Raw genomic sequence first — 24007 nt, 5'->3', positions numbered from 1 at the left:
GAACGCTTGGAAGGCCAGTGGCATGGGCGGGTCCTGCCAACTGGACGAACTTCAGTACCTGGACGCCAAAAGTGCCAGCGACGCGGTATGGTGTCGTGCATGGACACGCAGCACGTAAATAATTCGGCAACAATCCGCAGGCTGTTGAGCACGCCTGGACGCTGGGCGGTTGTCGGGCTGACCAACAACCCTGCTCGCGTAGCTCCGTCCATCGCCCGTTTCCTGCGTGATGAACTGTCGATGCAGATTATTCCGGTGTCGTTAGGCGCGGAAACTGTAATGGGCGAAGCGGGCTTCGCGAAGCTTGCTGACATTCCAGGCCCCATTGACGTGGTGGATTGCTTCGTGAACTCTTCCAAGGTGGGAGACATCGTTGACCAAGCCATCGCCGTGGGAGCGAAGGCGGTGTGGTTGCAGCTGGGCGTCATTGACGAAGCCGCCGCCCGACGGGCCAAGGATGCGGGACTGGATGTAGTGATGGATACCTGTCCCAAGATCGAGTACCCATTTCGCTAGCGAGGCATTGATGGCAACAACAGCTGGGCAAGAAGAATTGGAAAATGCGTGGACGCAGCTGTGCCTGCGCATGCCGTGCGCTTACGCCGATTATCCCTTTGGCCCTGACAGCACCGTATTCAAGGTGGCGGGCAGGGATCCGGGCAAAGGCAAAATATTTGGGTTGCTCATGCACCTGCAAGGCGAATTGGTGCTGAACCTGAAATGCGAACCGGCTCTGGCAGACCAGCAGCGCAGCGAGCATCCGCAGATCACCGCGGGCTATCACATGAATAAGAAGCACTGGAATTCGGTTCGTGCAGGACTCGACCCGCAACTGATGGGCGAGCTCATCGAGGATTCATACGATTTAGTGGTCGACGGCATGCCCCTAAGGGATAAAGAATACATTCGTTTGCAAGGCGCAATTAACAAGGGAACCCTAGACTAGAGACATGTACTTCATCGTTGTTAAATACCAAGTAAAGCCAGAATCCACCCCGAACTTCATGGGCCATGTCGCTGAATTCACCGCGGCAACCCGCGCCGAAGAGGGCAACATCTTCTTCGATTGGTCCGTGAGCGTCGAAGACCCCAACGAATTCGTCCTGGTTGAGGCCTTCCGCGATGACGAAGCCGCGGCAAACCACGTGAACTCCGCCCACTTCGCAGCCGGTCTTGAGTCCATGCGACCACACCTGGTCTCCACCCCGAAGATCGTTTCCCGCAAGGTAGACGGCGAAGGCTGGGATTCCATGGGCGAACTGGTCATCGACTAAGTTATTGGGACAAAGGCAAAGGGAAGAACCTCTTGGTTCTTCCCTTTGCCTTTATCTTTGCCCTTGGGCTCTAGCGTCCGGCCTTGTTGCCGAAGCGGCGTATCAGTACCAAGGCGATGCCTGCCAGGACAACGACACCGGCGACGATGCCGATCCAGCTGGTGCCGAATCCGGTATCGGCTAGATCTTCGGAGTCCCGGTTCTGGGAATCATCCTTCTGCTCGTCCTTAGGCTCGCCAGACGAGTCAGGGGACCGGGTCGCGTCCCCAGTTGGCTCTGGCGAACTGGTAGGTTCTTCGGTCGCGTCGTCGGTTGCATCCTCAGATGGTTCCGGCGATTCAGTTGGCTCCCCGGTTGGCTCATCCGAAGGATCCGGCGACTGCGTTGGCGCAACAGGCTCTTGCAGGACCGCGCGGCCCAGCGGAGCCGGCTCAACAACGTCATGTGCCTTGAAGTAGTTCACGGTGGCGTCCAAATCGATCTGGCCGGAGTCAGCATGATCGGTGCCGGCGGCAAACGCGGCGAAGTTATCGCCACCGGTAGCCAGGAATGCATTGGCTGCGACACGGAAGGTTGCTTCCTCGTCCAGCGGCTCGCCCTTGAAGGTGATGTCCTTGATGTGCTCGCCCTGGGCAGCATCCTCGACGTAGGTGTAGGCGAGACCCTCGGAAATGCCCAGATGCAGCTTGTTGCGTTCCGAACCTGCAGGCTGCCACTGCTGCTCCAGGGCCTCGCGGATCTGCTCCCCGGTGAGGTTGAAGGTGATCAGGGTGTTGGCGAATGGCTGGACCTCGGCTGCGGCCTTGTAGGACACTGTGCCATCTTGGCCGTAGAGCAGGTCGGCACGCAGGCCGCCTGGGTTCATGAATGCGATCTCGGCTGGTTCGCTGGCGAAATCCTCATTAGAGGTAGCCCATAGGTGGATGTCGGCTACGGTGTTGCCCAGGGTGGATTCAACGCCTCGGTCCTGGCCGGGTTCTTCTCCACCACGAAGGATGTCTTCAGAGATGGCGCCGATCTTCACGCTGCCGACCACTTCAGCTTCCGCTTCAGCGGCGCTAACGATTTCTGCGACCTCGGCATTGGCATCAAAGTTGCCCACCCATTCGCCGTCAGCGCCCTCGGTTGCCAAGGCGATGCGCTCGGTAGCGGCCTCGGTGACTTCGCCAGTCTCAGGATCTACCTGCAAGGAAACCTTGCCCAAAGTGGTGCCGTACTGGTGGGACTGGATCACCGGGCGGCCCGCGATTTCGCAGTCGTAGGACTGGTGGGTGTGGCCCGAGAAGATCGCGTCGATCTCGTTGCTGGCCTCGCGAACGAGCTCGCCATAGGCGCTGTCTTCTTCGGCAATATCTGCGCACTGATCGCCAGCGGAACCGTTGTGGGTCAGCAGCACCACTACATCTGCCTCGCCGTTCGCTTCATCGCCATCGGAGAGCTGCTCAGCTACACGGTTCGCTGCTTCCAGTTCGCTGCCGAAATCCAGGTCGGCGATGCCAGCTGGGGAAACCAGTGAAGGCATGTCTTCGGTAACGGTGCCAATGAAGCCCACGGAAATACCGGAGATCTCGCGGATCGCGTATTCCTGGAGGGCAGGAGCCGTGGTGCCCTTTTCATAGACATTGGCGCCCAGTGCGAAGTCTGCGCCGTTGACACCGCTGGAATCGGCGTAGCTGTCGATGACGCGTCCGGTCAGGTCCGCGAATCCCTTGTCGAACTCGTGGTTGCCTACTGCCGAGACATCCAGGCCGCCAGCACCCAGGGCAGCGATGGTTGGTTCGTCATCCTGCGAGGCGGAAGCGAAGGTTGAGGCGCCGATGTTATCGCCGGCGGAGACGAATAGGGTGTTTTCGTTTTCTGCACGCATTCCATCTACAGCACCGGACAGCACAGCAGCGCCGGCAGAGCTTCTGTCAGCAGAAATGCGGCCATGGAAGTCATTGATGCCAACTAGATCAATGGTGACGGCTTCAGTACCCGCGGCTGGCGACAGGGAAGCACTCTGCGTGGATGTAGCCTGAGCTGTTGCGGCACCGGTGGCGGCCAGCGAAATCGTTGCCAGCGAAGCGAGACCGAGTTTTCTTATCTGCCTGAATGCAGGCATGGGTACTCCTAAAAGTGACGAGTGTGACAAGACATATGTCTATCGCATCTGAATGAACCTGTCGATGCTTTGGCGTTAAATTTAGGTGCAGAAGTACAAGTACTGTCGGTTATTCAACAGAAGCAACCTCCCAGCCATAGGCCAAGAGGTTGCTTCTGATTAGAGGAGTATGCAGTTATTGCTGACGCTTATGCCGCGGGTCACCTGCGGTGACGGTGGAAGTTCCAAGGATCGCACTCAGCAGCAGCATGGCTGCTCCAATGAACATGAGGGTGGAGACGACCCAGCAGGCAGTGGCTGCCTCGCGCTGCGTGGTGGTCAGTGCAAAACTGAAGATGCACACGCTGGAAACCAGTAGGAGGACTCCGGGGATTCGTGTCTTCATCATGCGCCCTTGCAGTAGAGGATCAGGCCAAGCCATCGCAGAACATAATCGCTAACGTGTTGAATAATATCCATTTTGCCACAAGTCCATCGATTTGACGATAAGCCTTAAGGTGGATGTTTCCGTGCGATGTCCTGCGTACGGCTATGAGGGCCGGCGAAGCTGCCTGACTGCTAGATGCAGGATTTGAGGATGTTCCCGATCGCGGTGTGCTCTGCCTTGGTCATCCAAACGTCGTATTTGGCTTTTACCTGGGTCTGCCGCGAGACGTAAGTGCAACGGAAGCTCTTGTTGGGTGGCAACCATGATGCCGCGTCCTTGTCGCCTTTGGAAGCATTAGTGGGGCCATCGGAAGCCAGCAGGTTCAGCGGGTCATTGGCAAATTCCAAGCGGATCTCGGCATCCCAGCGCTGCGCGCCCTTTTGCCAGGAATCGGACAGGGCGACAACATGGTCGATTTGCACGGAGGTGCTGGTGCCTTGGCCGCGCTTGAATTCGATGGTCTTGCCCGTGTAGGGATCATCGAACGTTCCGCTCAATACAACGCAGGGTCGCGTGGCCGGTTTATATGTCACGTCCACCAAATCACGCGAGAGGATGTCGTTGCGCGCATCGCATCCATTGCGGTCCGGATCTTTCCATCCCTTGCCGAATTCCGCTCTGTCGTAGCCGGTTTTTGGTGCGCGGCCTTTGACCGTAACTTCATTGAGCAGTTCAAGGGATTCTGCGTAGATATCACGTTGTTCTGCGGTGCTTGGCGTCGGTGCGGCTTGGGCATCAGGAAGGGGCGGGAACTCAATGGTCTCCAATGAAGAGCACGAGCTCAGAACCAGGGTGGACAGGAGGGCGAACAAAGATAAGGTGCGGCGCAGCGAACGCATGCGGTAGTACTACTCCTAAGGTGGCTGGTGCTTGAGCTAGAAGATGCTCTGACTTGAACTATAGGCAGTGGAGCGGACCATTTAGCCGTCCATGATCCGTGTTGTGGCGTGAGGTCGGATGTACCGGCTTCAAGGAATGCTGCTACTCGAGCTCAGAAGAGCCCAGACCTGGAAAATCGTGTTCGAAATAGTCCAAGATCTTCTGGGTTGCGTAGTAGTCCAGAAGGTGGGCAGTGGTGAGCGGAAAGACGCTGCCGCTCTGCACCGATGGCAGCTGGGCTAGTGATTCATCCGAGGTAAATGCCGTGGTCGCTTTCTTGTTTGCGGCCAAGAGGAAGGTGGCATCTCCAGTGAGCGTTGCTGGCAGATCCCTGTAGCTGACGAAACTGAAATCTTCCCTTGGCTGTGTGGAAGTGTCGAACTTCTTTGGCGTGGATACCACCGTGAAGCCGAGTCCTCTGAACAGCTGCGCATGCGGCCCGGTGGTTTTAGCGATCGGGGATATGCCATGGGCTGCGTAGGAAATGATTGAAGCCGTGGTTCCGGATGGGATTGCCAGCATGCTTCTCAGTGCTGAAACCCGTTCGTTAATGGCTGCAGTGTTCTGCTGTGCTCGTTCTTCGGTACCAGTGGCATCCCCGAGCAACTTTGAAAGTTCGTTCCAGTCCTTATCTGCGTAGTCCACGACAATGGTTGGTGCAATCTTCCTCAGCGCACCTACGTTGTCGACTTCGGAGTCTGCTCCTGTTGCCGCCACGATGATGAGGTCGGGTTTCTGGTCCTCGATTTCTTCCAGATCGAACTTCCCGATCTCGTAGAGCGGATCAACTTTGCGGTCCGAGGCAACATCAGCCCAATGCTTGAAGAAACCGTCGCCATCGGTATCAGGCCCCGCCGGCGCCGTTGCGCTGGCAATGACCGGCGCGTCCAGGGCCAGCAGTGAACCCGTGAGTCCTACCGAGGTCGAGACGATACGTTCAGGTTTTGCCGGGATCCGTATGGGGTCATGCATTGAATCAGTCAAGGTGCGTGGCCAATGCCCGGCTTCAAATGCCGCGGTGCCCGCATCTCTCCCTTGCTCGTCAGGTAACGCCGCGCAAGAGCCAAGGGAAAAGGCCAAGATGCCAAGGCACAAGGCAACTGCGATTCGGGACAAGCTGGGACGCACTAGGATTCTCCTGGGCCGACGGCCAGAAAATGGCTAGGCGGCATTGAACGGCAATGAATTACTGGAAGTCTTTCCGAACCTATTTTATGTTCCCCAGACACGGGCCCGTGCGCTGGTACAAGAACAAAAGGAATCAGAGTGGCATCGCAAACGGTTATTTCCTGCACAGGGTGGAGCCTTCAGGGAAAGCTGGCTTCCCCTCAAGCAGCGAGTGGGTGAAGGCGACAAGATCTTCATTGAGTGCCGAGTCTGCCCCGACGAGCGGCATGTGGTCCAGTCCGGAGTACTCGAGGTAACCAATCTGGGCATCCGGGGTGCAAGAACTTCTGAAGAACTCGCGCTGCATCGAGGGCAAGACCAATGAATCAGCAGCGCCCTGGGCAATGAACGCCGGGTAGCCCGCCGGAACGATGGACGAATTGCGTTTCAGCACCGAGTGCAGCTGGCCGTCGAGAGCCTCGGAACTGAGAATCGGTTCGAAGAGCTGGCTGGCCTGGGCCAAGCCGGTCAGCGCGCCCGTACCGGAAAAGCAATTCTGGGATAGCTGGTTTACCGCCATGCGAGAACGGGTCGTCAACCGCTCGTCGATGCCCAGATCCGGATACAGCTGGTTCCAGCTGGCGGCAATGTAGCTGGAAATGATTTTTCCCGCCGCGGTATCAGCAACCGACTCGGCCAATTCCGGAAGGTTGGTTGCCGGGGCCATGGCGGCGATGCCGAGAATCTCCAGGTTCGGAGCGTAGTCCCCGGCGGCTTCAGCCGTAGCCAGAGCCGCATGCCCGCCCTGGGAATGGCCCCACACTACGCTGGACTGTCCTAGCCGGACTCCTCGTGAATGCAGGTCTTGCAGCTGACCTGCAGCAAGAGTCGCGTCAAGCACCGCGTACGCCTCGGCAGCCGGAATCAAATAGGGATGAGGGCCGGCGGTGCCCAAGCCGACGTAATCGGTAGCGACTACTGCCCATCCGCCAGCCAACATGGTTTCACGGGCAGCAGCTGGACCATCATCATAAGGATTCGGTCCCATGGACAGCGCGCACTGGGACATGACGCCCTTGGTCCCATTGGCCCATGAGATGACAGGTAGGGTTCCCGTGGCGGACTCGGCCACGGTCACCACGCCCGAAGCTATTGCAGGAGAGCCATCGTGACCTTGCGTCGTATACAGAATTCGCCAGGCGAGAGTGTTCGGCAGAGTGCTCTTGGCCAGCGGTTCCGCGCGCAGCAACTGGCCATGGGCAGCAGGAACGCTAGCTGGCGGCAAATAGAAATCATCCGCGGCGGCCGTATCGCTTTGGCTATGCAGAAAAGCGGTGATCGTTCCGAGTCCGAGCACGGCGACGAGGCCAATGGCGCTCAATCCTGTCAGGCTAGCGCTACGCGCAGCGCGGAGCCAGCCAGGAATTGCCGGAAGGCGAGGCCGGAGAAAAGACCACAAGCAGTGGACTCCCAAAAGGAATAACCAGCCGCCGAAAGCGACGCCGAGCACCCACAAGGAAAGCCTGGGCCAAAACATCACCAGAGCCGCGCCAAAGACACCGGCAAGTGCTGTGAGAGCGCCGCGGAAGGAATGCTGCCGCTGCCCGCGGAGCACCGCTGCAAGTCTGAGCACTCCGCCCAGGAGAAGAACCAGTGAAGTCGCCAAAGCCAGGACCGGCAAGCTGGCGCGATGCCAGAGCGGGAGGGCGACCCCGCTGAGCGCCAGCAGGCCGCCAGAAAGCATCACTGGCCAGCGGCGAACGGAGTCCTGTTGAGCCTCGGCAAGGCGCACCAGGCCCGCAATCAACAGGCCAGCGCCCAGCAGCCAAATAATCAGCCGGACCGCGCTCGCCGAGTTGAGCATCAGGACGAGTCCGAGGGCAATCAGCAAAACACCGCCGAGAAAGCGCGCGAAGTTGCTGGTGCTATCGGGCTGAGCCATGGACACTCCTCGGATAACCAGTGCGGATGCGATGCTTCCAAGGTTATCCGGAGTTAAAGAGCTTGTCCCTGTGCGTGCCGTTGTGATGCTGCGGATCACTCTGATCCAGCTTTTAGCGGCGTAATCTCCCCTCGCGCAGGGTCCAGTAAGAGGAAATGTGGGAGGAACGCTTGTCGAGGTGCCAGTGCCGCGCAACTTGGCTGATCTCTTTGACCGTGGAACGCTCGGCATGAGCGATTAGCCCAAGCCGCAGATGGGGCAGCGGCAAGGAACGGAGCTCATCGGCCAGCAGTGAGCTGCGGCCCGCCGGAACGCCGTCACGCGGCACCCAGCGTAAATCAACGCCTGGAGGATGTTTCACGTCAAACATTGCGTTCTGATCGGCAACTTCGAGCAACGCTAGACCGCGCGCATCCGAGGGCAATGCTTCGAGGGCTTTGCAGATCGCCGGGATGCCTGCTTCATCCGCGGCCAGCACGTAGTAGTCGGCATTCAGCGACAATGATGACTTGCTCCGTGAGGGGGAAATAACCAGTGGGTCCCCGGGCTGCGCTGTCCCGGCCCAATGGCCAACAGTCCCAGGCTCCCCATGAACTACGAAGTCGATCGCTATTTCCGGCACAACCGCGTTGATCCAACGTATCGTGTACGACTTGGAACGCGGAACCTGGTCGCGGGGCAGGCGCTGCCGCAAGGCGCGCAGATCATAGGGAGGCTCTAATCCGAGGGCGGGGTCAGCGGCAAAGACTTTCACGTATTCATCAATCGCCCCGTTGGAACGGTAGCCATCCAGATCGGGGGCGCCGGCAATGATGCGCACCATCTGGGCGTTCAGCTGTTCTACCCGGGTGATGGTCAGAATGTGCTGATCCACCTTTTCCCTTGGCGGATCCAGATATCCCAAGGCGGGGGTGTGCTGGGCCAAGGGCTCCTCGTAGGTTTCCGAGTAGCTGCGCGTCTGCGCAGGAGCAAATGGCTGCGGGGCAAGCTGCTGCGCGGGCCCCTGCGCCGTTGAGTGGTGGTAGTGCTTGAACGAGGTGCGCAGTGTCTTATCCAGGACTTTGCGTGCCGCGGTGAGTGCCGCCGCGGCGCCGGCACGTTCGGCAGCGGCCAGCAATTCGTCGGTTTCCTGCTCGTTGAGCACAGAGCTGTTGCCGATGTTCCGGTACAGCTGCTCTTTGGCCATCGCGTATCCTGCCTTTGCCCCGGCCTTTTCGGCCTGAGCGAGGATTTCCAGGGTGAGCCCTTCCCTTGGCGTCACCGTGTACTGCGGACCGTAGCTCTTGTACTTGTGGTGCTTAGACATGGTGTGCCCCTAACCCGGCCGGTGTGGGCACCAGCCTGTATGCCTGAGTATGGGGTATATCCGGCGTGGAAAACAAGTAATTTCAAGCTGGAGGGCAGGAAGTGTTCAAGGCCTGGGGTTCGTGCCATTTCCAGCGCGGAATTCCGGGGATTATTCGATATCCGATTCATTCGACATGGGGCATATCCGGTCACTAAAATCAGCTTCATGTCTGATACCTTGCCACCGTGCCCTGAATGCTCCAGCGAGTACACCTACGAAATGGATGCCCTGCTGGTCTGCCCAGAGTGCGCACATGAATGGAACGCTGAGGCCGAAGTAGCCGAAGCTGTCGAAGCAGTGATCAAGGATGCTGTCGGCAATGCGCTGCAGGACGGAGATACCGTCAGCATCACCAAAACCATGAAGGTCAAGGGCGCGCAGAGTGCGCTGAAGGCTGGAACCAAGGTGCGCAATATCCGCTTGGTCCAAGGCTCTGGCGACCATGATATCGCCGCCAAGGTGGACGGCTTCGGCCAGATGGAACTGAAGTCTTCCATCGTCAAGAAGATCTAGGCGTTCCGCCCGCAGTTCCTCAGGCTCCCAGCATCTACGGATGGTGGGAGCCTTTAGTGTTCCATGCTGCTTGGCACGTGCCACGGCATGCAAGGTGCTCGGCTGCGCCGCTGGCGGGAATCCTCAGGCCATGGGCTAGGCGGCAGAAGAATCCTGCTGGCTCTTCTTCTTGGCGTACGAACGGGCCGCCCGCACGCGATCACCGCAACGCGTGGAGCACCAATGCCGGCGGCCATGGGTCTTGAGCAGGTAGCGGGTGCATGGCTCGGCCTCGCATTGGGCCAGCAGGCCCGCTTCTTCGCTGCTCAGCAGTGCTGCGGCGTCCTCGGCAAGTCGCGACATGGCGTGCTCGGTCAATTGCGTGGCGGGGTGTTCCAATGCGCGGAAGAATCCTTTGCCCGGCTCATGGTGCAGCAATGGGGTGCTCGGTGCTGCCAGCAGTGCGGCGTTGATGCCCTGCAGCACTTCCCGGGCCACGGGCGTGCCCGTTGCGCTGGCATGGAAAGCTTTCCTGATCTGGCTGCGAAGGGTGACCAGCCGATTCTGGCAATAGCTTTGCAGCGCCGCTTCCTGGGGCACGAGACCCCGCACGATGAGCCATTGCGTGGTGTCCTCCGGGCTAGCCAGCGCGTCGAAGCTCTTGCCGCCAGGCAGCTGGATTTCGCTGTTGGCCAGATCGATGCTGCAGTGCTGCGCGGTTCCGGGGCTCGGGGGAAGGGGCATCTGGGACATGTTCCTCATGGTATCAGTATTGTTTTACCGTGATCATCTGCTAGTGTGTGTATCACGGTAAAAAATTGAAATAACATGAGAAAAGAGGTTGGCCTTGCAGCCAGTGCCACGATTCGGCTCCGCTCCCTTCGCCCTGTCGGTTCACACCGGAGGCGGACCCGGTGTAGGGCAAACCGCCCAAGATGGCCTGCAGGACACCATCGATATCGCCAAGGCTGCGGATCAATCCGGATATCACCGTTTCTGGATGTCCGAGCACCATGCCATGCCCGCGCTGTCCGTGGCATCGCCGCTGCTGATGATGGCCCGGCTTACCGCCGACACCCAGCGGATCAGGTTGGGCGCGGGTGGAGTGATGCTGCCCAACCATGCGCCGCTGGTGGTCGCGGAGCAGGTTGGCATGCTCGAAGCGCTGGCTCCGGGGCGCATCGACCTGGGTGTCGGGCGCGCGCCAGGTACCGATGGGGCCACCGCGGCCGCGTTGCGCCGCGGAACCGGATCCAACGAAACCTTCGACGAGCAACTGGCCGAGCTCGTGGGATTCCTGAATGATGATTTCCCTGCAGGGCACCCCTACAGCGAAGTCCATGCAGTGCCCGGCCCGTGGCAGAACGAGCAGAACCGCCTGCCCGCACCGGAAACGCAGACCCCGTTGTGGATCCTGGGCTCCTCGCCGTATTCGGCGCAGCTGGCCGCGCGGCTGGGCCGGCCCTACGCCTTCGCCTTGCAGTTCGGCGATGCCGATATCGACACCGCGCTGCGCATCTACCGCGAGAACTTCGTGCCTTCGGCAGTGCTCGACCGTCCGTACGTGCTCATCAGCCAAAGCGTCATCGCGGCCGAGGATCCAGAATACGCCCGTGCCGAGGCCTCGACTATGGCGATGGCCATGCTGCGGATGTTCAAGCGTGAACCCTTTGCACTGCTATCCGCCCAGGAGGTCGCAGGATATCCGGCCACGCTCAATGAGCGAGCGATCATTGACATGTACACCAACCGCACCCTGGCCGGCACGCCTTCCGAAGTGGCCCAGCGCCTGGAAGCGCTGCAGCAGTGGACCGGAGCGGATGAGTTGATGATGGTCCTTGGCAGCCACACCCCTGGCGCAGCGGTGCAAACCGTGCAGCTCATGGCCCAGCACTACCGGCCGGCTAAATAAAACCTGAAACACCCGGTGCCGTATGGCGCCATCTCGACACATCGGAAAGAGGAACTCACTATGTCCGCACCACGCAGAGCACTAATCGTCATCGACGCACAGCAGGAATACTTTGATGGCCTGCTGCAGATCCAGTACCCGGATCGCGAGCAGTCGGTAGCCACCATCGCCAATGCCATGGACGAAGCGGCAAAGGCCGGGATCCCGGTGGTTGTCGTGCAGCACCAAGCGCCCGAGGGATTCCCCGTCTTCGCCCCGGAATCCGCTACCTATGCCCTGCACCCGCAGATCCAGGATCGGATGGAAGCTGCAGAGCACCAATTCTCCAAGAACTATGCCAGCATCTTCGCGGGTACAGGCCTGGAAGAGTGGCTTCGCGAGCGTGAAATCACCACGTTGACCCTGGTGGGCTACATGACCAATAACTGCGTGATCGGTTCTGCCGCGGCTGCCGAACCGCTGGGGTTCGCCGTGGAAGTGCTCTCCGATGCTACCGGCGCGATCGACATTGTCAACGCTGCCGGTTCCATCCCCGCCCAGCAGGTGCATGAAACCCTGATGGCCGTGCTGAATTCCAGCTGGGCTGCGGTGGCCCCGACCGCTACCTGGATCGAGGCAGTGGCCTCGGGTGCTGCACTGCCCGGCGATAACCTCATCGAATCAGCTGCTCGTGGCCGTGCCGGCCAATAGCCAGGTGAGCGTCCTGTAACTGGCGGATCGCATCTTGTAGAAGGTGTGGTCCGCCATTTTTCATCTCCGGGCTGTCCGGGCAAAGGTTGACGCAAGCGGCCTGCGCGAACAAGACTCGTGCTAGGACAAGGCGGCAAGAGCTAGGAGTTCATCGTGGGTTCAGCAAGCGCGGACGGACAACTCGACGCGATCATCATCGGGTGGGGCAAAGGCGGCAAGACCCTGGCAGGCACCCTGGCCCGGGCCGGGCAGCGGGTGGCGTTAATCGAGCAGTCCACCCAGATGCATGGCGGTACCTGCATCAATATCGGTTGCGTGCCGACCAAGGCCTTGATCCACGATGCCGAATCCCGCGATGGCGCCGGATACGACCAGCAGGTCTTCCAAGCCGCCGTCCAGCGCCGGGACAAGCTCACTGCCATGATGCGCGCTAAGAATTTCTCCATGCTCGACGACCTGGAGTCGGTGCTGCTGGTCAACGGCAAGGCCGCATTCACCGGACCTCGAAGCGTCAGGGTCACTGCCGGTTCCGATGAGCTGGAGCTGAGCGCGGCGAAGATCATCATCAACACCGGCGCGCTTCCCGCGGTCCCGGACATTCAAGGGGCGCAGATCGGCGGGCGGGTGCATGATTCCACAACGATCCAGCATGCCCAGCTGCCCAAGACCCTGGCTGTGGTGGGCGGGGGATATGTCGGCATCGAGTTCGCCTCCATGTTTGCCCAGTTCGGATCGAAAGTCACGGTGCTGGATCGCGGAAGCCGTGCACTGTCCAAGGAAGACCCGGATGTGGCCCGGGAAGTCCAGTCCTGCCTGGAAGACGCCGGCGCCGTGATCACCAGTTCTGCTTCGGTGCGTTCGATCAGCCAGGACGAGCATGGCGCCACCGTCAGCTACGAACGCCAGGGCCGGATGCACCAGCTGAAGGCGGATGCGGTGCTGATTGCCCTGGGGCGGGTGCCGAATACTGCCGGCCTGGGGCTGGAAGCCGCCGGGGTCCGGACGGGCACCCGCGGGGAAGTCGTGGTGGACGAGTTCCTGTCCACCAATGTCCAGGGCATCTATGCCCTGGGCGACGCCAACGGCGGTCCCCAGTTCACCTATGTCTCGCTCGACGATCACCGGGTCGTGGCCAGCGGGCTGCTGGGAGACGGAACACGCAGCACCAAGGACCGGGTTGCTGTTCCGTACACCATCTTCACCACCCCGCCGCTGGCTCGCGTCGGCTTGAGCGAGGAGCAGGCTGAACAACAGGGGCTGCAGGTCAGGATCGCGGTGAAGAAAGTTTCCGAGATCGCCGCCATGCCGCGCCCCAAGATCGTGGGCGACCCGCGGGGCATCATCAAGTTCGTTGTCGATGCGCGCAGCGAGAAGATCCTCGGAGCGGCGCTGATGCACGTGGACTCCCAGGAAGTGGTCAACCTGGTGGCATTGGCCATGCGGCAGCACATGACTGCCGCTGAACTGCGCGACCAGATCTTCACCCACCCCTCGTCCACCGAAGCGCTGAACGAGGTGCTCGCGCAGCTAGGCTGAGGCCTGGACCTGCGCGGCATCGATGAGCGCTGCGAGCCCGGCCCGCGGCTTGTTCGCGCCGAAAGCAGGCTGGCCCGGCTGCAGGCGCAAGCCTTCAGCCAAAGGGCCGATCGGCAGCGGATCAAAGCCGAAATCATCAACGATCAGTGCTACCTGGTCAACGTCGGAGTCCAGATCACCGGCCAGCGCGATGGCCTTGCGGTGCTCGGCGCCGGCCGGACGGGACTCGTCCTCGAGGTCGTGGTAGCCCATGTGGTTGAAGGCCTTGACGATCCGCGAACCTGGCAGGAACTCCTGGATCAACTTGCTGGTGGAGACCTGAGGGCCGTTCAGGTCCTCGCGGATGCCATCCGTTTCCCACCAGTAGTTCATGGCGTCGATGACCAGCTTGCCTTCGAGCTCGGCAACCGGAATATTCCGGTACTTGCCCAGCGGCAGGGCCAGTATGGCAATGTCGGCTTCCCGCGCGGCGGTTGCCGGATCCACGGCCAGCGCGCCCGGAGTCAGGATCTCGATGGTCAGGGCAATGGCGCCGGGGTCGCCGGAGCCGGCGATGAGCACCTTGTAGCCGGCCTGCAAGGCGCGGCGGGCAAGAACCGTGCCGATCTTTCCAGCGCCGAGGATGCCGATGGTCTGCTGTGTCATTTTCTCTCCTTCAGGCATGTCTTCGAATCCGGGTCTAGCTCTCGGAAAGCATTTCGCGTACCAGCGGGATGACCTTTTCGCCGTAGAGTTCCACGGCACGCAAGCGGGCGCCAACTTCTACCGCGCCGCCGGAGTAGATCAAATCGAAACGGCCGATATCCAAGGTCTTGAGGGTCTTGGCGATCTTGCGGGCCACGGTTTCCGGCGAGCCGACGTATAGCGAGCCTTCGCTGATCTCGTGCTCGAATTCACCGCGGCCCATTGGGCTCCAGCCACGGGACGCGCCGATGCGGTCACGCTGTTCCTTGTAGGCGTCGAACATGTGCTCGCGGGCCAACTCGTCGGTATCTGCCACGAAGCCAGGGGAGTGCAGGCCCACCGGCAGGGTTGGGTGGCCGAACTGGTCGTTGGCCCGGCGGTACAGGTCGATGTAGGGTGCGAAGCGCTCGGGGGACCCGCCGATGACAGCGAGCATCATGCGCAATCCGTAGTGCGCCGTGCGGATGACCGACTGCGGGGAACCGCCCACGCCCACCCAGGTGTTCAGGCGGCCGGACTCGGTCTTCGGGAAGACTTCCATATCCTCCAGCGGTGCACGCTTGGTTCCCTGCCAGGTCACCGGCTTCTCGTCGAGCAGCTTGTGGAACAGGTCGATCTTCTCGTCGAAAAGCAGTTCGTAGTCAGCCATGTCATGGCCGAACAACGGGAAGGACTCGGTAAAGGAGCCGCGGCCCAGCATGACCTCGGCACGTCCGTTGGACAAGGCATCTACGGTGGCGAAACGCTGGAAGACGCGGACCGGATCGTCGGAAGACAGCACGGTCACGCCGGATCCGAGGCGGATCCGCTCGGTCGCCGTGGCAATGCCCGCCAGAACGGTCTCGGGGCTGGAGATGGCGTATTCGGGGCGGTGGTGCTCGCCGACAGCGATCACATCGACGCCGGCCTGATCGGCCGCGATGGCTTCCTGGACCGTGGCGCGGATGCCCTGGGCATGGGTTACCAGCTTGCCTGACTTGTCGCTGGGTACGTCGCCAAAGGTGTCGAGGCCGAATTCGATGTTCTCGAAGGCGTTCATTGCGTGCTCCCTGTAGTCCAGAACTTTGTTGATGCATCAATCATGACTTAAAGTTATTGACGTGTCAACTATATCCGGAAATTGCGCCTCGACCGGTCTCCATCCCAGCCGCACAGGCGCCAGAACGCATCGGACTCGGGGCTGGAGCAGACCTTGGAGCACTGCTTAGCGCCACATCATCCAGGCATGCAAAACGGCGGCTCTCCTCGATGAGGAGAACCGCCGTCCAGGGGTGGGCCAGAAACTAGCCGAAGTACTTCTTCATGGTGCCTTCGGAAGCTTCGCGCAGCTCATCCACCGAAACGGTGAACTCGCCCTGGACTTCCAGGACGCCGGACTGCGCATCGACAATGCCCATGCGGGCCACGGTGACACCGCGGGCACTGGTCATGTCGTTGAAGCGGACCTCTTCGCTGCGTGGAACGGCAACCAAGGCGCGTGCCTGGGACTCCGAGAACAGCGCGGTGAAGGAATCGATGCCGTCACGCTGCTTGATCTCGTCCAGGGCCACGCGAGCGCCAACGCCGTAGCGCAGGACCATCTCGGACAGCGCTGCAAGCAGGCCGCCCTCGGACAAGTCGTGCGCGGCGTCGATCATGCCGTCGCGGCTGGCGTTGATCAGGATTGCGCCCAGTGCCTTCTCGGCAGCCAGGTCGACCTTTGGCGGCAGGCCGCCGAGGTGGCCGCGCAGGTTGGCGAACTCCGAGCCGTCCAGCTCATCGGCGGTGGTGCCGATCAGGTAGATGGCCTGGCCGTCGGCCTCTTCGCGCCAGCCCGAAGGGGTGCGGCGGGCGACGTCGTCGAACTTGCCCAGGGTCGCCACCACAGGGGTTGGGTGGATGGCCTTGTCGCCGGTCTGGTTGTACAGCGAGACATTGCCGCCGGTGACCGGGACGCCGAGCTCCATGCACGCATCGGACAGGCCGCGGATGCCCTCGGCCAGCTGCCACATGACATCCGGGTCCTCTGGGGAGCCGTAGTTCAGGCAGTCCGAAACCGCCGCAGGGATCGCACCGGAGGTGGCGACGTTGCGGTAGGACTCGGCCAGCGCCAGCTGGGCGCCGGCATACGGGTCCAGGTAGGTGTAGCGGCCGTTGGCATCGGTGGCGATGGCCACGCCGAGTCCGGTGGACTCGTCGATGCGGATCACGCCGGCATCATCCGGGGCGGCCAGCGCGGTGTTGCCGCCGACGTAGCGGTCGTACTGGTTGGTGATCCAGGACTTGTCGCACATGTTCGGGCTGGCGATCAGCTCCAGGGCGGCGGCCTTCAGCTCTTCGCCGGTAGCTGGCAGGTTGGCGCCGGCTTCCGAGGACTTGAAGGTGTCAGCCTGCAGCGCATCCTGCCACTGCGGGCGGGCATACGGTCGGTCGTAGACCGGGCCGTCGTGGGCGACGGTCTTCGGGTCCACGTCCACGATGACTTCGCCATTCCAGGTGATGATCAGCCGATCGGTGTCGGTGACCTCGCCCAGCCAGGAGTACTCCACGTTCCACTTGGCCATGACGGCCTCGAACGCTTCGATGTTCTGCGGGGTGACTACGGCCATCATGCGTTCCTGGGACTCCGACATCAGGATTTCGCCCGGGGTCAGGGTGGAGTCGCGCAGCAGCACGTTGGTCAGCTCGACCTGCATGCCGCCTTCGCCGTTGGAAGCCAGTTCGCTGGTGGCGCAGGAGATGCCTGCGGCGCCCAGGTCCTGGATGCCCTCGACCAGCGAGGCCTTGAACAGCTCCAGGCAGCACTCGATGAGCACCTTCTCGGCGAACGGGTCGCCTACCTGGACCGCCGGGCGCTTGGATGGCTTGGTGTCATCGAAGGACTCCGAGGCCAGCACCGAAGCGCCGCCAATGCCGTCGCCACCGGTGCGCGCACCGAAGAGCACGACCTTGTTGCCCACGCCCGAGGCATTGGCCAGGCGCAGGTCTTCGTGGCGCAGCGCGCCAACTGCCAGTGCGTTGACCAGCGGGTTGCCCTGGTAGATCGGGTCGAAGACGGTTTCGCCGCCGATGTTCGGCAGGCCCAGCGAGTTGCCGTAGCCGCCGATGCCCGAGACCACGCCGTGCACGACGCGCTGCGAGTCCTCGTGGTCGATCGCGCCGAAACGCAGCGGATCCATCACGGCGATCGGGCGGGCGCCCATGGAGATGATATCGCGCACGATGCCGCCGATGCCGGTAGCGGCACCCTGGTACGGCTCGACGTAGGAAGGCGAGTTGTGGGACTCGATCTTGAAGGTCACGGCCCAGCCGTCGCCCAGGTCGGTGACACCGGCGTTTTCGCCCATGCCGACCATCAGGTCCTTCTTCATTTCCGGGGTGACCTTCTGGCCGAACTGGCGCAGGTGGTTCTTGGTGGACTTGTACGAGCAGTGCTCGGACCACATGACCGAGTACATGGCCAATTCAGCGGCGGTCGGACGACGGCCCAGGATCTTCACGATCTCGGCGAACTCGTTGTCCTTCAGGCCCAGCTCTGCCCATGGCAGTTCTACATCCGGGGTGCCCGCTGCGTTATCGACGGTGTCGATATTGAATTCCTTAGTGGCTTCCTGGCTCACTTTTTGCCTCCAACAAGGTGGGTCAGAACGCTGGTGAAGAATGCCAGCCCGTCGGTGCCGCGGTGGTCCGGGCCGAAGCCGGCCTCAATGGCGTGCTCCGGGTGCGGCATCAGGCCGACAACATTGCCGGCCTTGTTGCTCACGCCGGCGATCGAGCGGCGCGAGCCGTTCGGGTTCCAGCCCACGTAGGAGAACGCGATGCGGTTTTCCGCTTCGAGCTCGTCCAGGACCTTCTCGTCGGCCACGTACTGGCCATCCTGGTTCTTCAGCACGATGGTGATTTCCTGGCCTGCTTCGAAGCCGTTGGTCCACGCGGTCTGGTTGTTCTCCACGCGCAGCAGCTGATCGCGGCAGATGAACTTCAGGTGGTCGTTCTTGATCATCGATCCGGGCAGCAGGTGCGACTCGGTGAGGATCTGGAAACCGTTGCAGATGCCCAGCACGGGCAGCTTGGCATCGGAGTTCGCGGCATCTGCGATCTTCGCCATCATCGGTGCGAAGCGGGAGATCGCGCCGGCGCGCAGGTAGTCGCCGTAGGAGAAACCGCCGGGGATCACCACGGCGTCGACATCCTGCAGGTCGGTGTCGGCGTGCCACAGGGACACCGCTTCGGCACCGGCTGCGCGCACGGCGCGAGCGGCGTCGCGGTCATCGAGGGTGCCCGGGAAGGTCACCACGCCGATGCGCGCTCCGGAAAGTTCAGTGCTTGGCGTTGAATAGTCGCCAATCAGGGGAAGTTCGGCGCTCATTAGTCTTCGAATACCTCGACGTTGACGACATCTTCGATCACCGGGTTGGAAAGCAGGGTTTCTGCAGCCTCGCGAGCCTGGGCGAGGATTTCTTCGGTCACCTCGCCGTCCACTGACAGTTCAAAGCGCTTGCCCTGGCGGACAGCTTCGAAGGAGGTGAAGCCTAGGCGGGGAAGAGCTCCCGCGATGGCCTTGCCCTGAGGGTCAAGGATTTCTGGCTTGAGCATGACATCTACAACGATGCGGGGCATCCGGCATATCTCCTGTTGGCGAGGTTAAGTTAAATGCCACACGGAGATGCCGTCTCACACCAGGGGGATTTGGCGCTCCGCGAGCTTGCCTTCATAGTCTACCCGTGAATGTGATGGGGAAAACGTCCCTGTGCGCGATAGCACCGATATCCTGCGGTTTAAGTCATGTGATCTTAGGCTCACGGGTTGTCGAAGCGCGCTCGACGCGTATGCTGAAACTGTGAAAAATGCTAGTCAAACCGTCTGCGCCTGCCGAGTCCTGGACGCTGCGAAGCTGTCCTACGAGAACTGCTGCAAACCCTTGCATGACGGAAGGGAAGACGGCTCCTTGCTGCCGCAGACCGCGGAGCAGCTGATGCGCTCACGCTACAGCGCCTTCGTGCTGGGGCTGTCGCAGTATTTGCTGGCGACCTGGCATGAGAGCACGAGGCCCAAGGAACTGGACTTGGATTCGCAGATGCGCTGGACCGGCTTGGAGATCATTTCAACCCGTGCTGGCGGCGCGGCGGCCTCCCGCGGGGTGGTTGAATTCGCTGCGTACTATCGCGACGGCCGGCATGAAGCGCAGCAGCATGAGGTCAGCACCTTCGTGAAGCAGGACGGCGCCTGGTTCTACCTCGACGCCCTCTAGGATTCAGCGCTTGGCTGCAGCCTGCAGCATGGTCAGCATCTGGCTCTGCTGGCGTTCACGCGCTAGCTTGAATGCATCCGAACCGGAGTGGTCCTCCAAATGCGGGTCCGCCCCGTTGATAATCAGCAAACGCGCGATGGTGATGGCATTGGCGGTGCCCTGGCCCAGGACAATGGTTTCGTGCAGGGCCGTCCAGCCCAGGTCATTAACCTGGTCTACCGGGATATCGGTGCGGAGCAACTGGCGCACGGCCTGAACCCGGCCATTCTCGCTGGCGACGGTCAAAGCGGTCCCGCCCATGCGATTTACCGCCGTGAGGTCGGCCCCGCCGTCAATGAGAAGCTTCAGCGTTTCAACCTGGCCATTGGCGCTCGCGCGCAGGAACGGCGACTCGTAGAAGTCATCCTTCTTGTCGGGATCCGAGCCTGCTTCGAAGAGGGTCTTGGCGATGGCAGGGTTCTTGTTGATGACTGCACGCATCAGCGCGGTGCGACCGGCCTCGTCCTGCGCGTCGAGGTCAGCTCCATCCTTGAGCGCCGCCTTGACGTCCTTCAGCTTGCCTCGATTCACTGCAGCGAACAGCTGCGTGGTGGCCTTGGACATTTCGGCCGCTGAACTGGGAAGCGCCTTGATGGAGGCACCAGTGTTGGCACCCGAGGCCAGGGGCGACAGCGATGTCTTGGAGCTTTCGGGCTTGGCCGGAGTGCCGGCGGGCTGCTTGGCTGAATTGCTCGGAGTCGTGGTGGGAGCAGTGGCATTGTTCCCGGTTGGAGCCGGAAGCGGGACGCTGGAGCTTGCTGCGGCCTTGCTCGGAGCGGGCAGGGATTTTTCGGTGGCACTGCTGGAAGACGGGGCGGGAACCGGGGTGGAAGAAACTTCATGAGCCTGGGGTGAAGAAGCGGCGCAACTCGTGCAGGCGCCGATCACGGCAGCAAGGGGGAGTGCAAGCAATGCAATGCCACGGCGATGCGTGGATAGCCCGGTATGAAGTGCCATCTGTCCTTTCGCGGTTAAACAACCCTTCCCCGTATGGCTTTCGCATCATGCAGGGATTCTGCTCAGTAACTTTTGATCAATTGCGAGCTTAGCGGCCAAAGCTGAAAATTTGCGGTCAATCAGCGCCAAGATTTCTCTGTGCTCGGTGCCGGCCGATCTTCGCTAAAATCATAAGCACCATGGAATGCCTTTACTTTTCTGCCTCCCGTTGCCGCTCATGCACCTTGATGACGGTGCCTTACGCCCAGCAACTGCAATCTAAGGTAGCGGATTGCCAGCAGCTGCTGGCCGGCTTCCCAGGCCTGGAATTCCTTCCGCCCCAAGCCAGTAGCGAACAGGGCTTCCGCAACAAAGCCAAAATGGTCATTTCCGGAACCACCGGCCAGCCGACCATCGGCATCCTGGATGCCGACGGCCACGGTGTCGATCTGCGCAACTGCGGAGTCATCGCAGCACCGCTACGTGCCGTATTCCCGGTCATCGAGCAGTTCATTCATGATCTGAAGCTCATTCCCTACGACGTTCCCAAGCGCAAGGGCGAACTCAAGCATGTGATTCTCACCCTGTCGGATACCGGTTCGGTGATGGTCCGTTGGGTATTGCGCACCAAGAAGCATTTTGTGGCACTGCGTGATTCGCTGCCGCAATTCCTTGAGCAGCTTCCACGCCACAGCGTGGTGTCGGTGAACTTCTTGCCTGAGCACAAGGCAGTGCTGGAAGGCGAAGAAGAAATCATTCTTACCCGCCGAACCACCTTGGAATTCGGGCTGAACGGCGTACCGATGCACCTGCGCCCCCAGGGCTTCTTCCAGACCAACAGCGAGATCGCTGCCGCCTTGTACCGGCAGGCCCGCCAATGGATCAACGATGCCAACCCCGAAAGCGTTTGGGATCTGTACAGCGGGGTGGGTGGTTTCGCACTGCATTGCGCTACCGAGGACCGTACCGTGTACGGCATCGAGACCAGCGGGGAAGCCGTTGAATCGGCAAAGACCAGCGCCAAGACCATGGAGCTGGATGACATCCATTTCAGGGTCCAAGACGCAACCGAATTCGCGCTGGGTGCCGGCTGGGCGCCAGAGGCGGTAATCGTGAATCCTCCGCGCCGCGGTATCTCCGCAGAGCTATCGAAGTGGCTGAACGAGTCCGATGTCCAGCACATCATTTACTCCAGCTGCAACGCGAAGTCACTGGCCAGGGACCTGGAGCGTTTGGAGAACTACGCTCCGCAGCAGGCTCGCGTCATGGACATGTTCCCGCAGACCAGCCACTACGAAGTCATCGTGAAGCTGGAGCGCAAGGCCGCCTAGCGATCCAGGGTTGCGGTGCGTCGGTCAAGGCGGCCGACAATCTCGTCAACGATGTGCGGGTCGATATTCGGTTCGCGGCGGGCCTTGAGCAGCTCGTCGCGGGCGGCTTCCAGGGCGATGGCCTGGATCGAATCGGCCTTGGCGATCACCGCGCGAATCTGCGTGTACTTTTCGTCCGAGATCGCATCGTGCGGATCCGGGTCCTTGGCCAGGATGGTATGCAGCGAGTTCATGCGCCGGCGCACTGCCTGCTGGTAATTCTCCGGCAGCTCTTCGAGCTGCACGTTCTTGCGCAGCGCCGCCAGTGCGACAGCCTCGGCGCGACGGGCCAGGGCCCGGCGGGCACGCTTGGCATCTTGCTCGTTGTTGCGCAGCTTCAGCACGCGCATCAGCGCTGGCAAGGTCAGGCCCGGGAGCACCAAAGTGCACAGCAAGACGGAGCAAGCGGCGACCACCACGAAGTTGCGTCCCTCGATGGCCGATCCATCCGCTGCGACCTTGGGCAGTGCCAGGGCCAAGGCCAAAGTCGCCAGCCCGCGCATGCCGCACCAAGTGAGCACCAGCGCATCCTTGCGCGCAGGAATCTTGGGCTTGCTGCGGTTGGGCAGGTAGTAGGTCGCCAGCATCCACAGCGCACGCACTGCGATGACCACGAAGCAGATTGCGGCGATGCCCGGGATGAAGCCGATCAGGTTGCTGCCTTCCTCCTGGATCACCTGGTTCATCTCGATGCCCATCAAGCCGAAAGCCAGGCCGGTGGCCAGTAGCTCGAGCACTTCCCAGAAGGATTGCCGGGTTAGGCGTTCGGCAGAGTCCTGTGGGCGGTCCCGCCGCACCATTTCAAGGGCCGTCACCACCACTGCGATGACCCCTGAAATATGCAGCTCCTCCGCAATCATGTAGACCGCATAAGGTGCCACCAAGGTGGCCGCGCAACGCGCTGCCAGGTTGGGAACGAAACGGTTCAAGGCGCCGATGGCCCAGCCCATGGCCAGACCCAGGACTACCGCCCCTGCGGCACCGAGCAGGAACTGCGGAATGATTTCGAGTCCGACTTCCGAGCCATTCAGGGTTGCCTGGACGGCCAGCTGGAAGATCACGATGGCCATTGCGTCGTTGAACAGGCCCTCGGTTTCCAGCAGGGACGTCAGGCGCCGCGGCATTTTCACCTTGGTGGCAATCGCATCCACCGCGACCGGGTCAGGCGGGGCCACTACTGCGCCCAACGCCAATGCCAGCGGAATGGAAGCGATGGGGGAGAAGGCCAGCGCGGTAGCGGCCACGGTGCCTGCTGTCACCACGATGAGCACCACGGCCAGCCGGATCAGGGCCTTCCAGCGGAAGCGGAACACCGACCAACTGCTGCGCTGGGCCGTAGCGAAAAGCAAAGGCGGCAAGAAGATCGGCAGGATCAGCTCGGGCTCAATATGCATTTCGGGCATGAACGGCAAGAAACCTGCCAGCGTCGCGAAAATCAGCATCAAGATCGGGTAGGGCAATTTAATGCGTTCCCCGATGCCGACAATCAAGATCGTGGCGAATAGCAGCGCGATAACCAGCAGGAAAAACTCCATAGTCTCACTATTCTAGTTTCTCCGCGCAGTTATTCAGGGGTTATCGACTCATGATTTCACGGAACCGAGTAGAAATGAGGCGGCATCCCAACGATCGATGGCGCAGCCGTTATGCCGTGAAAAGCTCGTATTCACCGTCTCGCCGTGCAGGGTTCCGCTTATTTCGGCCCGTTGCGGTCCACCGTATATTTCGGTGCAGATTTCCTGGGGATCAACTTCTCCGGCAATGGCACCGGGTTCAAGCTCGAGCTGCAAGCAAGCTTTGGATGCGTTCGGCAATGTGCTGGATTCAGCGGCTTGTTCGCCGGTGCATTCCAGGGAGTACTGCTGTGAAATTTCGCTGCCGTCATCGCGAATGGTGATTTCCAATTGGGTCTGCGGCCCCTGTCCGATGCTGGTGGCGCAGGAAGCCAGCGAGAGGCTCACGCAGCCGAGCGCGATACCGGCCGGAATCAGGCGAAGGCCCCGTGCAGTAACCATGGATCAATCTTGCCTGCGGCCG

The 24007-nt window shown here is 61.2% G+C and carries 24 protein-coding genes; 9 read left to right on the top strand and 15 right to left on the bottom strand.

Features of this window, described 5'->3' with window-relative positions; translation table 11 throughout:
• Positions 1-99 precede the first annotated feature (99 nt).
• The 3 genes from ACFVHU_RS11795 to ACFVHU_RS11785 are packed head-to-tail and all read left to right on the top strand — an operon-like array spanning position 100 to position 1274.
• The gene (locus ACFVHU_RS11795; RefSeq protein ID WP_133834325.1) at positions 100-516 is read left to right on the top strand and encodes a CoA-binding protein; all 417 of its coding nucleotides are present in this window, start codon (positions 100-102) and stop codon (positions 514-516) included.
• A 10-nt stretch (positions 517-526) separates the two neighbouring features.
• Positions 527-946: an MmcQ/YjbR family DNA-binding protein gene (locus tag ACFVHU_RS11790; protein ID WP_133834326.1), complete on the top strand. Its 420-nt coding sequence runs from the start codon at positions 527-529 to the stop codon at positions 944-946.
• Between the two features lie 4 nt (positions 947-950).
• Positions 951-1274, top strand: a complete 324-nt coding sequence (locus ACFVHU_RS11785; protein WP_105657965.1) for a putative quinol monooxygenase — start codon at positions 951-953, stop codon at positions 1272-1274.
• 70 nt (positions 1275-1344) lie between these two features.
• Here the strand turns inward: ACFVHU_RS11785 and ACFVHU_RS11780 are convergent, their stop codons facing one another.
• The 6 genes from ACFVHU_RS11780 to ACFVHU_RS11755 all read right to left on the bottom strand — a co-directional run bounded on the left by ACFVHU_RS11780 (position 1345) and on the right by ACFVHU_RS11755 (position 9039).
• Positions 1345-3378, bottom strand: coding sequence for a bifunctional UDP-sugar hydrolase/5'-nucleotidase (locus ACFVHU_RS11780; RefSeq protein ID WP_133834327.1), 2034 nt, complete (start codon positions 3376-3378; stop codon positions 1345-1347).
• A gap of 175 nt (positions 3379-3553) precedes the next feature.
• Complete coding sequence (locus ACFVHU_RS11775; protein ID WP_105657967.1) at positions 3554-3766, bottom strand: hypothetical protein; 213 nt, start codon at positions 3764-3766, stop codon at positions 3554-3556.
• Positions 3767-3936: 170 nt separating this feature from the next.
• Complete coding sequence (locus ACFVHU_RS11770; RefSeq protein WP_388024577.1) at positions 3937-4644, bottom strand: DUF1524 domain-containing protein; 708 nt, start codon at positions 4642-4644, stop codon at positions 3937-3939.
• 142 nt (positions 4645-4786) lie between these two features.
• The gene (gene fepB / locus ACFVHU_RS11765; RefSeq protein WP_388024575.1) at positions 4787-5812 is read right to left on the bottom strand and encodes a Fe2+-enterobactin ABC transporter substrate-binding protein; all 1026 of its coding nucleotides are present in this window, start codon (positions 5810-5812) and stop codon (positions 4787-4789) included.
• Positions 5813-5966: 154 nt separating this feature from the next.
• The gene (locus ACFVHU_RS11760; protein ID WP_388024574.1) at positions 5967-7733 is read right to left on the bottom strand and encodes a lipase family protein; all 1767 of its coding nucleotides are present in this window, start codon (positions 7731-7733) and stop codon (positions 5967-5969) included.
• 112 nt (positions 7734-7845) lie between these two features.
• Positions 7846-9039 (bottom strand): siderophore-interacting protein, encoded by a 1194-nt coding sequence (locus ACFVHU_RS11755; RefSeq protein ID WP_388024572.1) that lies wholly within the window; start codon positions 9037-9039, stop codon positions 7846-7848.
• A 207-nt stretch (positions 9040-9246) separates the two neighbouring features.
• On the opposite strand from ACFVHU_RS11755, the gene ACFVHU_RS11750 reads away from it, so the two are divergent.
• Entirely contained in the window at positions 9247-9594 is a 348-nt protein-coding gene (locus tag ACFVHU_RS11750) for a zinc ribbon domain-containing protein YjdM (protein ID WP_332595209.1), read from the top strand.
• A 135-nt stretch (positions 9595-9729) separates the two neighbouring features.
• Here ACFVHU_RS11750 and ACFVHU_RS11745 read toward each other — a convergent pair whose 3' ends face one another.
• On the bottom strand, positions 9730-10326 hold the full coding sequence (locus tag ACFVHU_RS11745) for a CGNR zinc finger domain-containing protein (RefSeq protein ID WP_332728319.1): 597 nt from the start codon (positions 10324-10326) through the stop codon (positions 9730-9732).
• Between the two features lie 103 nt (positions 10327-10429).
• On the opposite strand from ACFVHU_RS11745, the gene ACFVHU_RS11740 reads away from it, so the two are divergent.
• The 3 genes from ACFVHU_RS11740 (at position 10430) to ACFVHU_RS11730 (ending at position 13711) form a co-directional block, all read left to right on the top strand.
• The gene (locus tag ACFVHU_RS11740) at positions 10430-11485 is read left to right on the top strand and encodes an LLM class flavin-dependent oxidoreductase (protein WP_388024655.1); all 1056 of its coding nucleotides are present in this window, start codon (positions 10430-10432) and stop codon (positions 11483-11485) included.
• A 60-nt stretch (positions 11486-11545) separates the two neighbouring features.
• On the top strand, positions 11546-12175 hold the full coding sequence (locus tag ACFVHU_RS11735; RefSeq protein WP_105662391.1) for a cysteine hydrolase family protein: 630 nt from the start codon (positions 11546-11548) through the stop codon (positions 12173-12175).
• Between the two features lie 153 nt (positions 12176-12328).
• Positions 12329-13711 (top strand): FAD-dependent oxidoreductase, encoded by a 1383-nt coding sequence (locus ACFVHU_RS11730; protein ID WP_388024570.1) that lies wholly within the window; start codon positions 12329-12331, stop codon positions 13709-13711.
• Here the strand turns inward: ACFVHU_RS11730 and ACFVHU_RS11725 are convergent.
• The 5 genes from ACFVHU_RS11725 to purS form a co-directional block, all read right to left on the bottom strand.
• A complete protein-coding gene (locus ACFVHU_RS11725; protein WP_388024568.1) occupies positions 13703-14374 on the bottom strand; it encodes an NADPH-dependent F420 reductase in 672 nt (223 codons plus the stop codon). The genes ACFVHU_RS11730 and ACFVHU_RS11725 overlap by 9 nt on opposite strands.
• Before the next feature lie 16 nt (positions 14375-14390).
• Positions 14391-15434, bottom strand: a complete 1044-nt coding sequence (locus tag ACFVHU_RS11720; protein WP_332595241.1) for an LLM class flavin-dependent oxidoreductase — start codon at positions 15432-15434, stop codon at positions 14391-14393.
• Between the two features lie 244 nt (positions 15435-15678).
• On the bottom strand, positions 15679-17994 hold the full coding sequence (gene purL / locus ACFVHU_RS11715) for a phosphoribosylformylglycinamidine synthase subunit PurL (protein WP_105657977.1): 2316 nt from the start codon (positions 17992-17994) through the stop codon (positions 15679-15681).
• A complete protein-coding gene (gene purQ / locus ACFVHU_RS11710) occupies positions 17991-18743 on the bottom strand; it encodes a phosphoribosylformylglycinamidine synthase subunit PurQ (protein WP_102598680.1) in 753 nt (250 codons plus the stop codon). Before purQ ends, purL begins: the two co-directional genes overlap by 4 nt.
• Positions 18743-18994: a phosphoribosylformylglycinamidine synthase subunit PurS gene (purS, locus tag ACFVHU_RS11705; RefSeq protein WP_102598679.1), complete on the bottom strand. Its 252-nt coding sequence runs from the start codon at positions 18992-18994 to the stop codon at positions 18743-18745. Before purS ends, purQ begins: the two co-directional genes overlap by 1 nt.
• Before the next feature lie 220 nt (positions 18995-19214).
• Between purS and ACFVHU_RS11700 the strand changes: the two genes are divergently transcribed.
• Positions 19215-19625, top strand: a complete 411-nt coding sequence (locus ACFVHU_RS11700; RefSeq protein WP_133834337.1) for a YchJ family protein — start codon at positions 19215-19217, stop codon at positions 19623-19625.
• Between the two features lie 3 nt (positions 19626-19628).
• Here ACFVHU_RS11700 and ACFVHU_RS11695 read toward each other — a convergent pair whose 3' ends face one another.
• Positions 19629-20621 carry an ankyrin repeat domain-containing protein gene (locus ACFVHU_RS11695; protein WP_388024565.1) on the bottom strand — a complete coding sequence of 331 codons (993 nt, stop codon included), beginning with the start codon at positions 20619-20621 and terminating at the stop codon, positions 19629-19631.
• A gap of 179 nt (positions 20622-20800) precedes the next feature.
• Between ACFVHU_RS11695 and ACFVHU_RS11690 the strand changes: the two genes are divergently transcribed.
• Entirely contained in the window at positions 20801-21931 is a 1131-nt protein-coding gene (locus ACFVHU_RS11690; RefSeq protein ID WP_105657980.1) for a methyltransferase domain-containing protein, read from the top strand.
• On the opposite strand, the gene ACFVHU_RS11685 is transcribed toward ACFVHU_RS11690, so the two are convergent.
• Positions 21928-23505, bottom strand: coding sequence for a sodium:proton antiporter (locus ACFVHU_RS11685; protein WP_105657981.1), 1578 nt, complete (start codon positions 23503-23505; stop codon positions 21928-21930). The two genes, ACFVHU_RS11690 and ACFVHU_RS11685, sit on opposite strands and share 4 nt — an antisense overlap.
• A 48-nt stretch (positions 23506-23553) precedes the next feature.
• Entirely contained in the window at positions 23554-23985 is a 432-nt protein-coding gene (locus tag ACFVHU_RS11680; RefSeq protein ID WP_388024563.1) for a hypothetical protein, read from the bottom strand.
• Positions 23986-24007 lie beyond the last annotated feature (22 nt).

This window comes from Glutamicibacter sp. NPDC127525 (genome assembly GCF_042672105.1).
Taxonomy (GTDB): domain Bacteria; phylum Actinomycetota; class Actinomycetes; order Actinomycetales; family Micrococcaceae; genus Glutamicibacter.
Note: the sequence above shows the minus strand (reverse complement) of the source record. Positions and strands in the feature narration are given on the sequence as shown.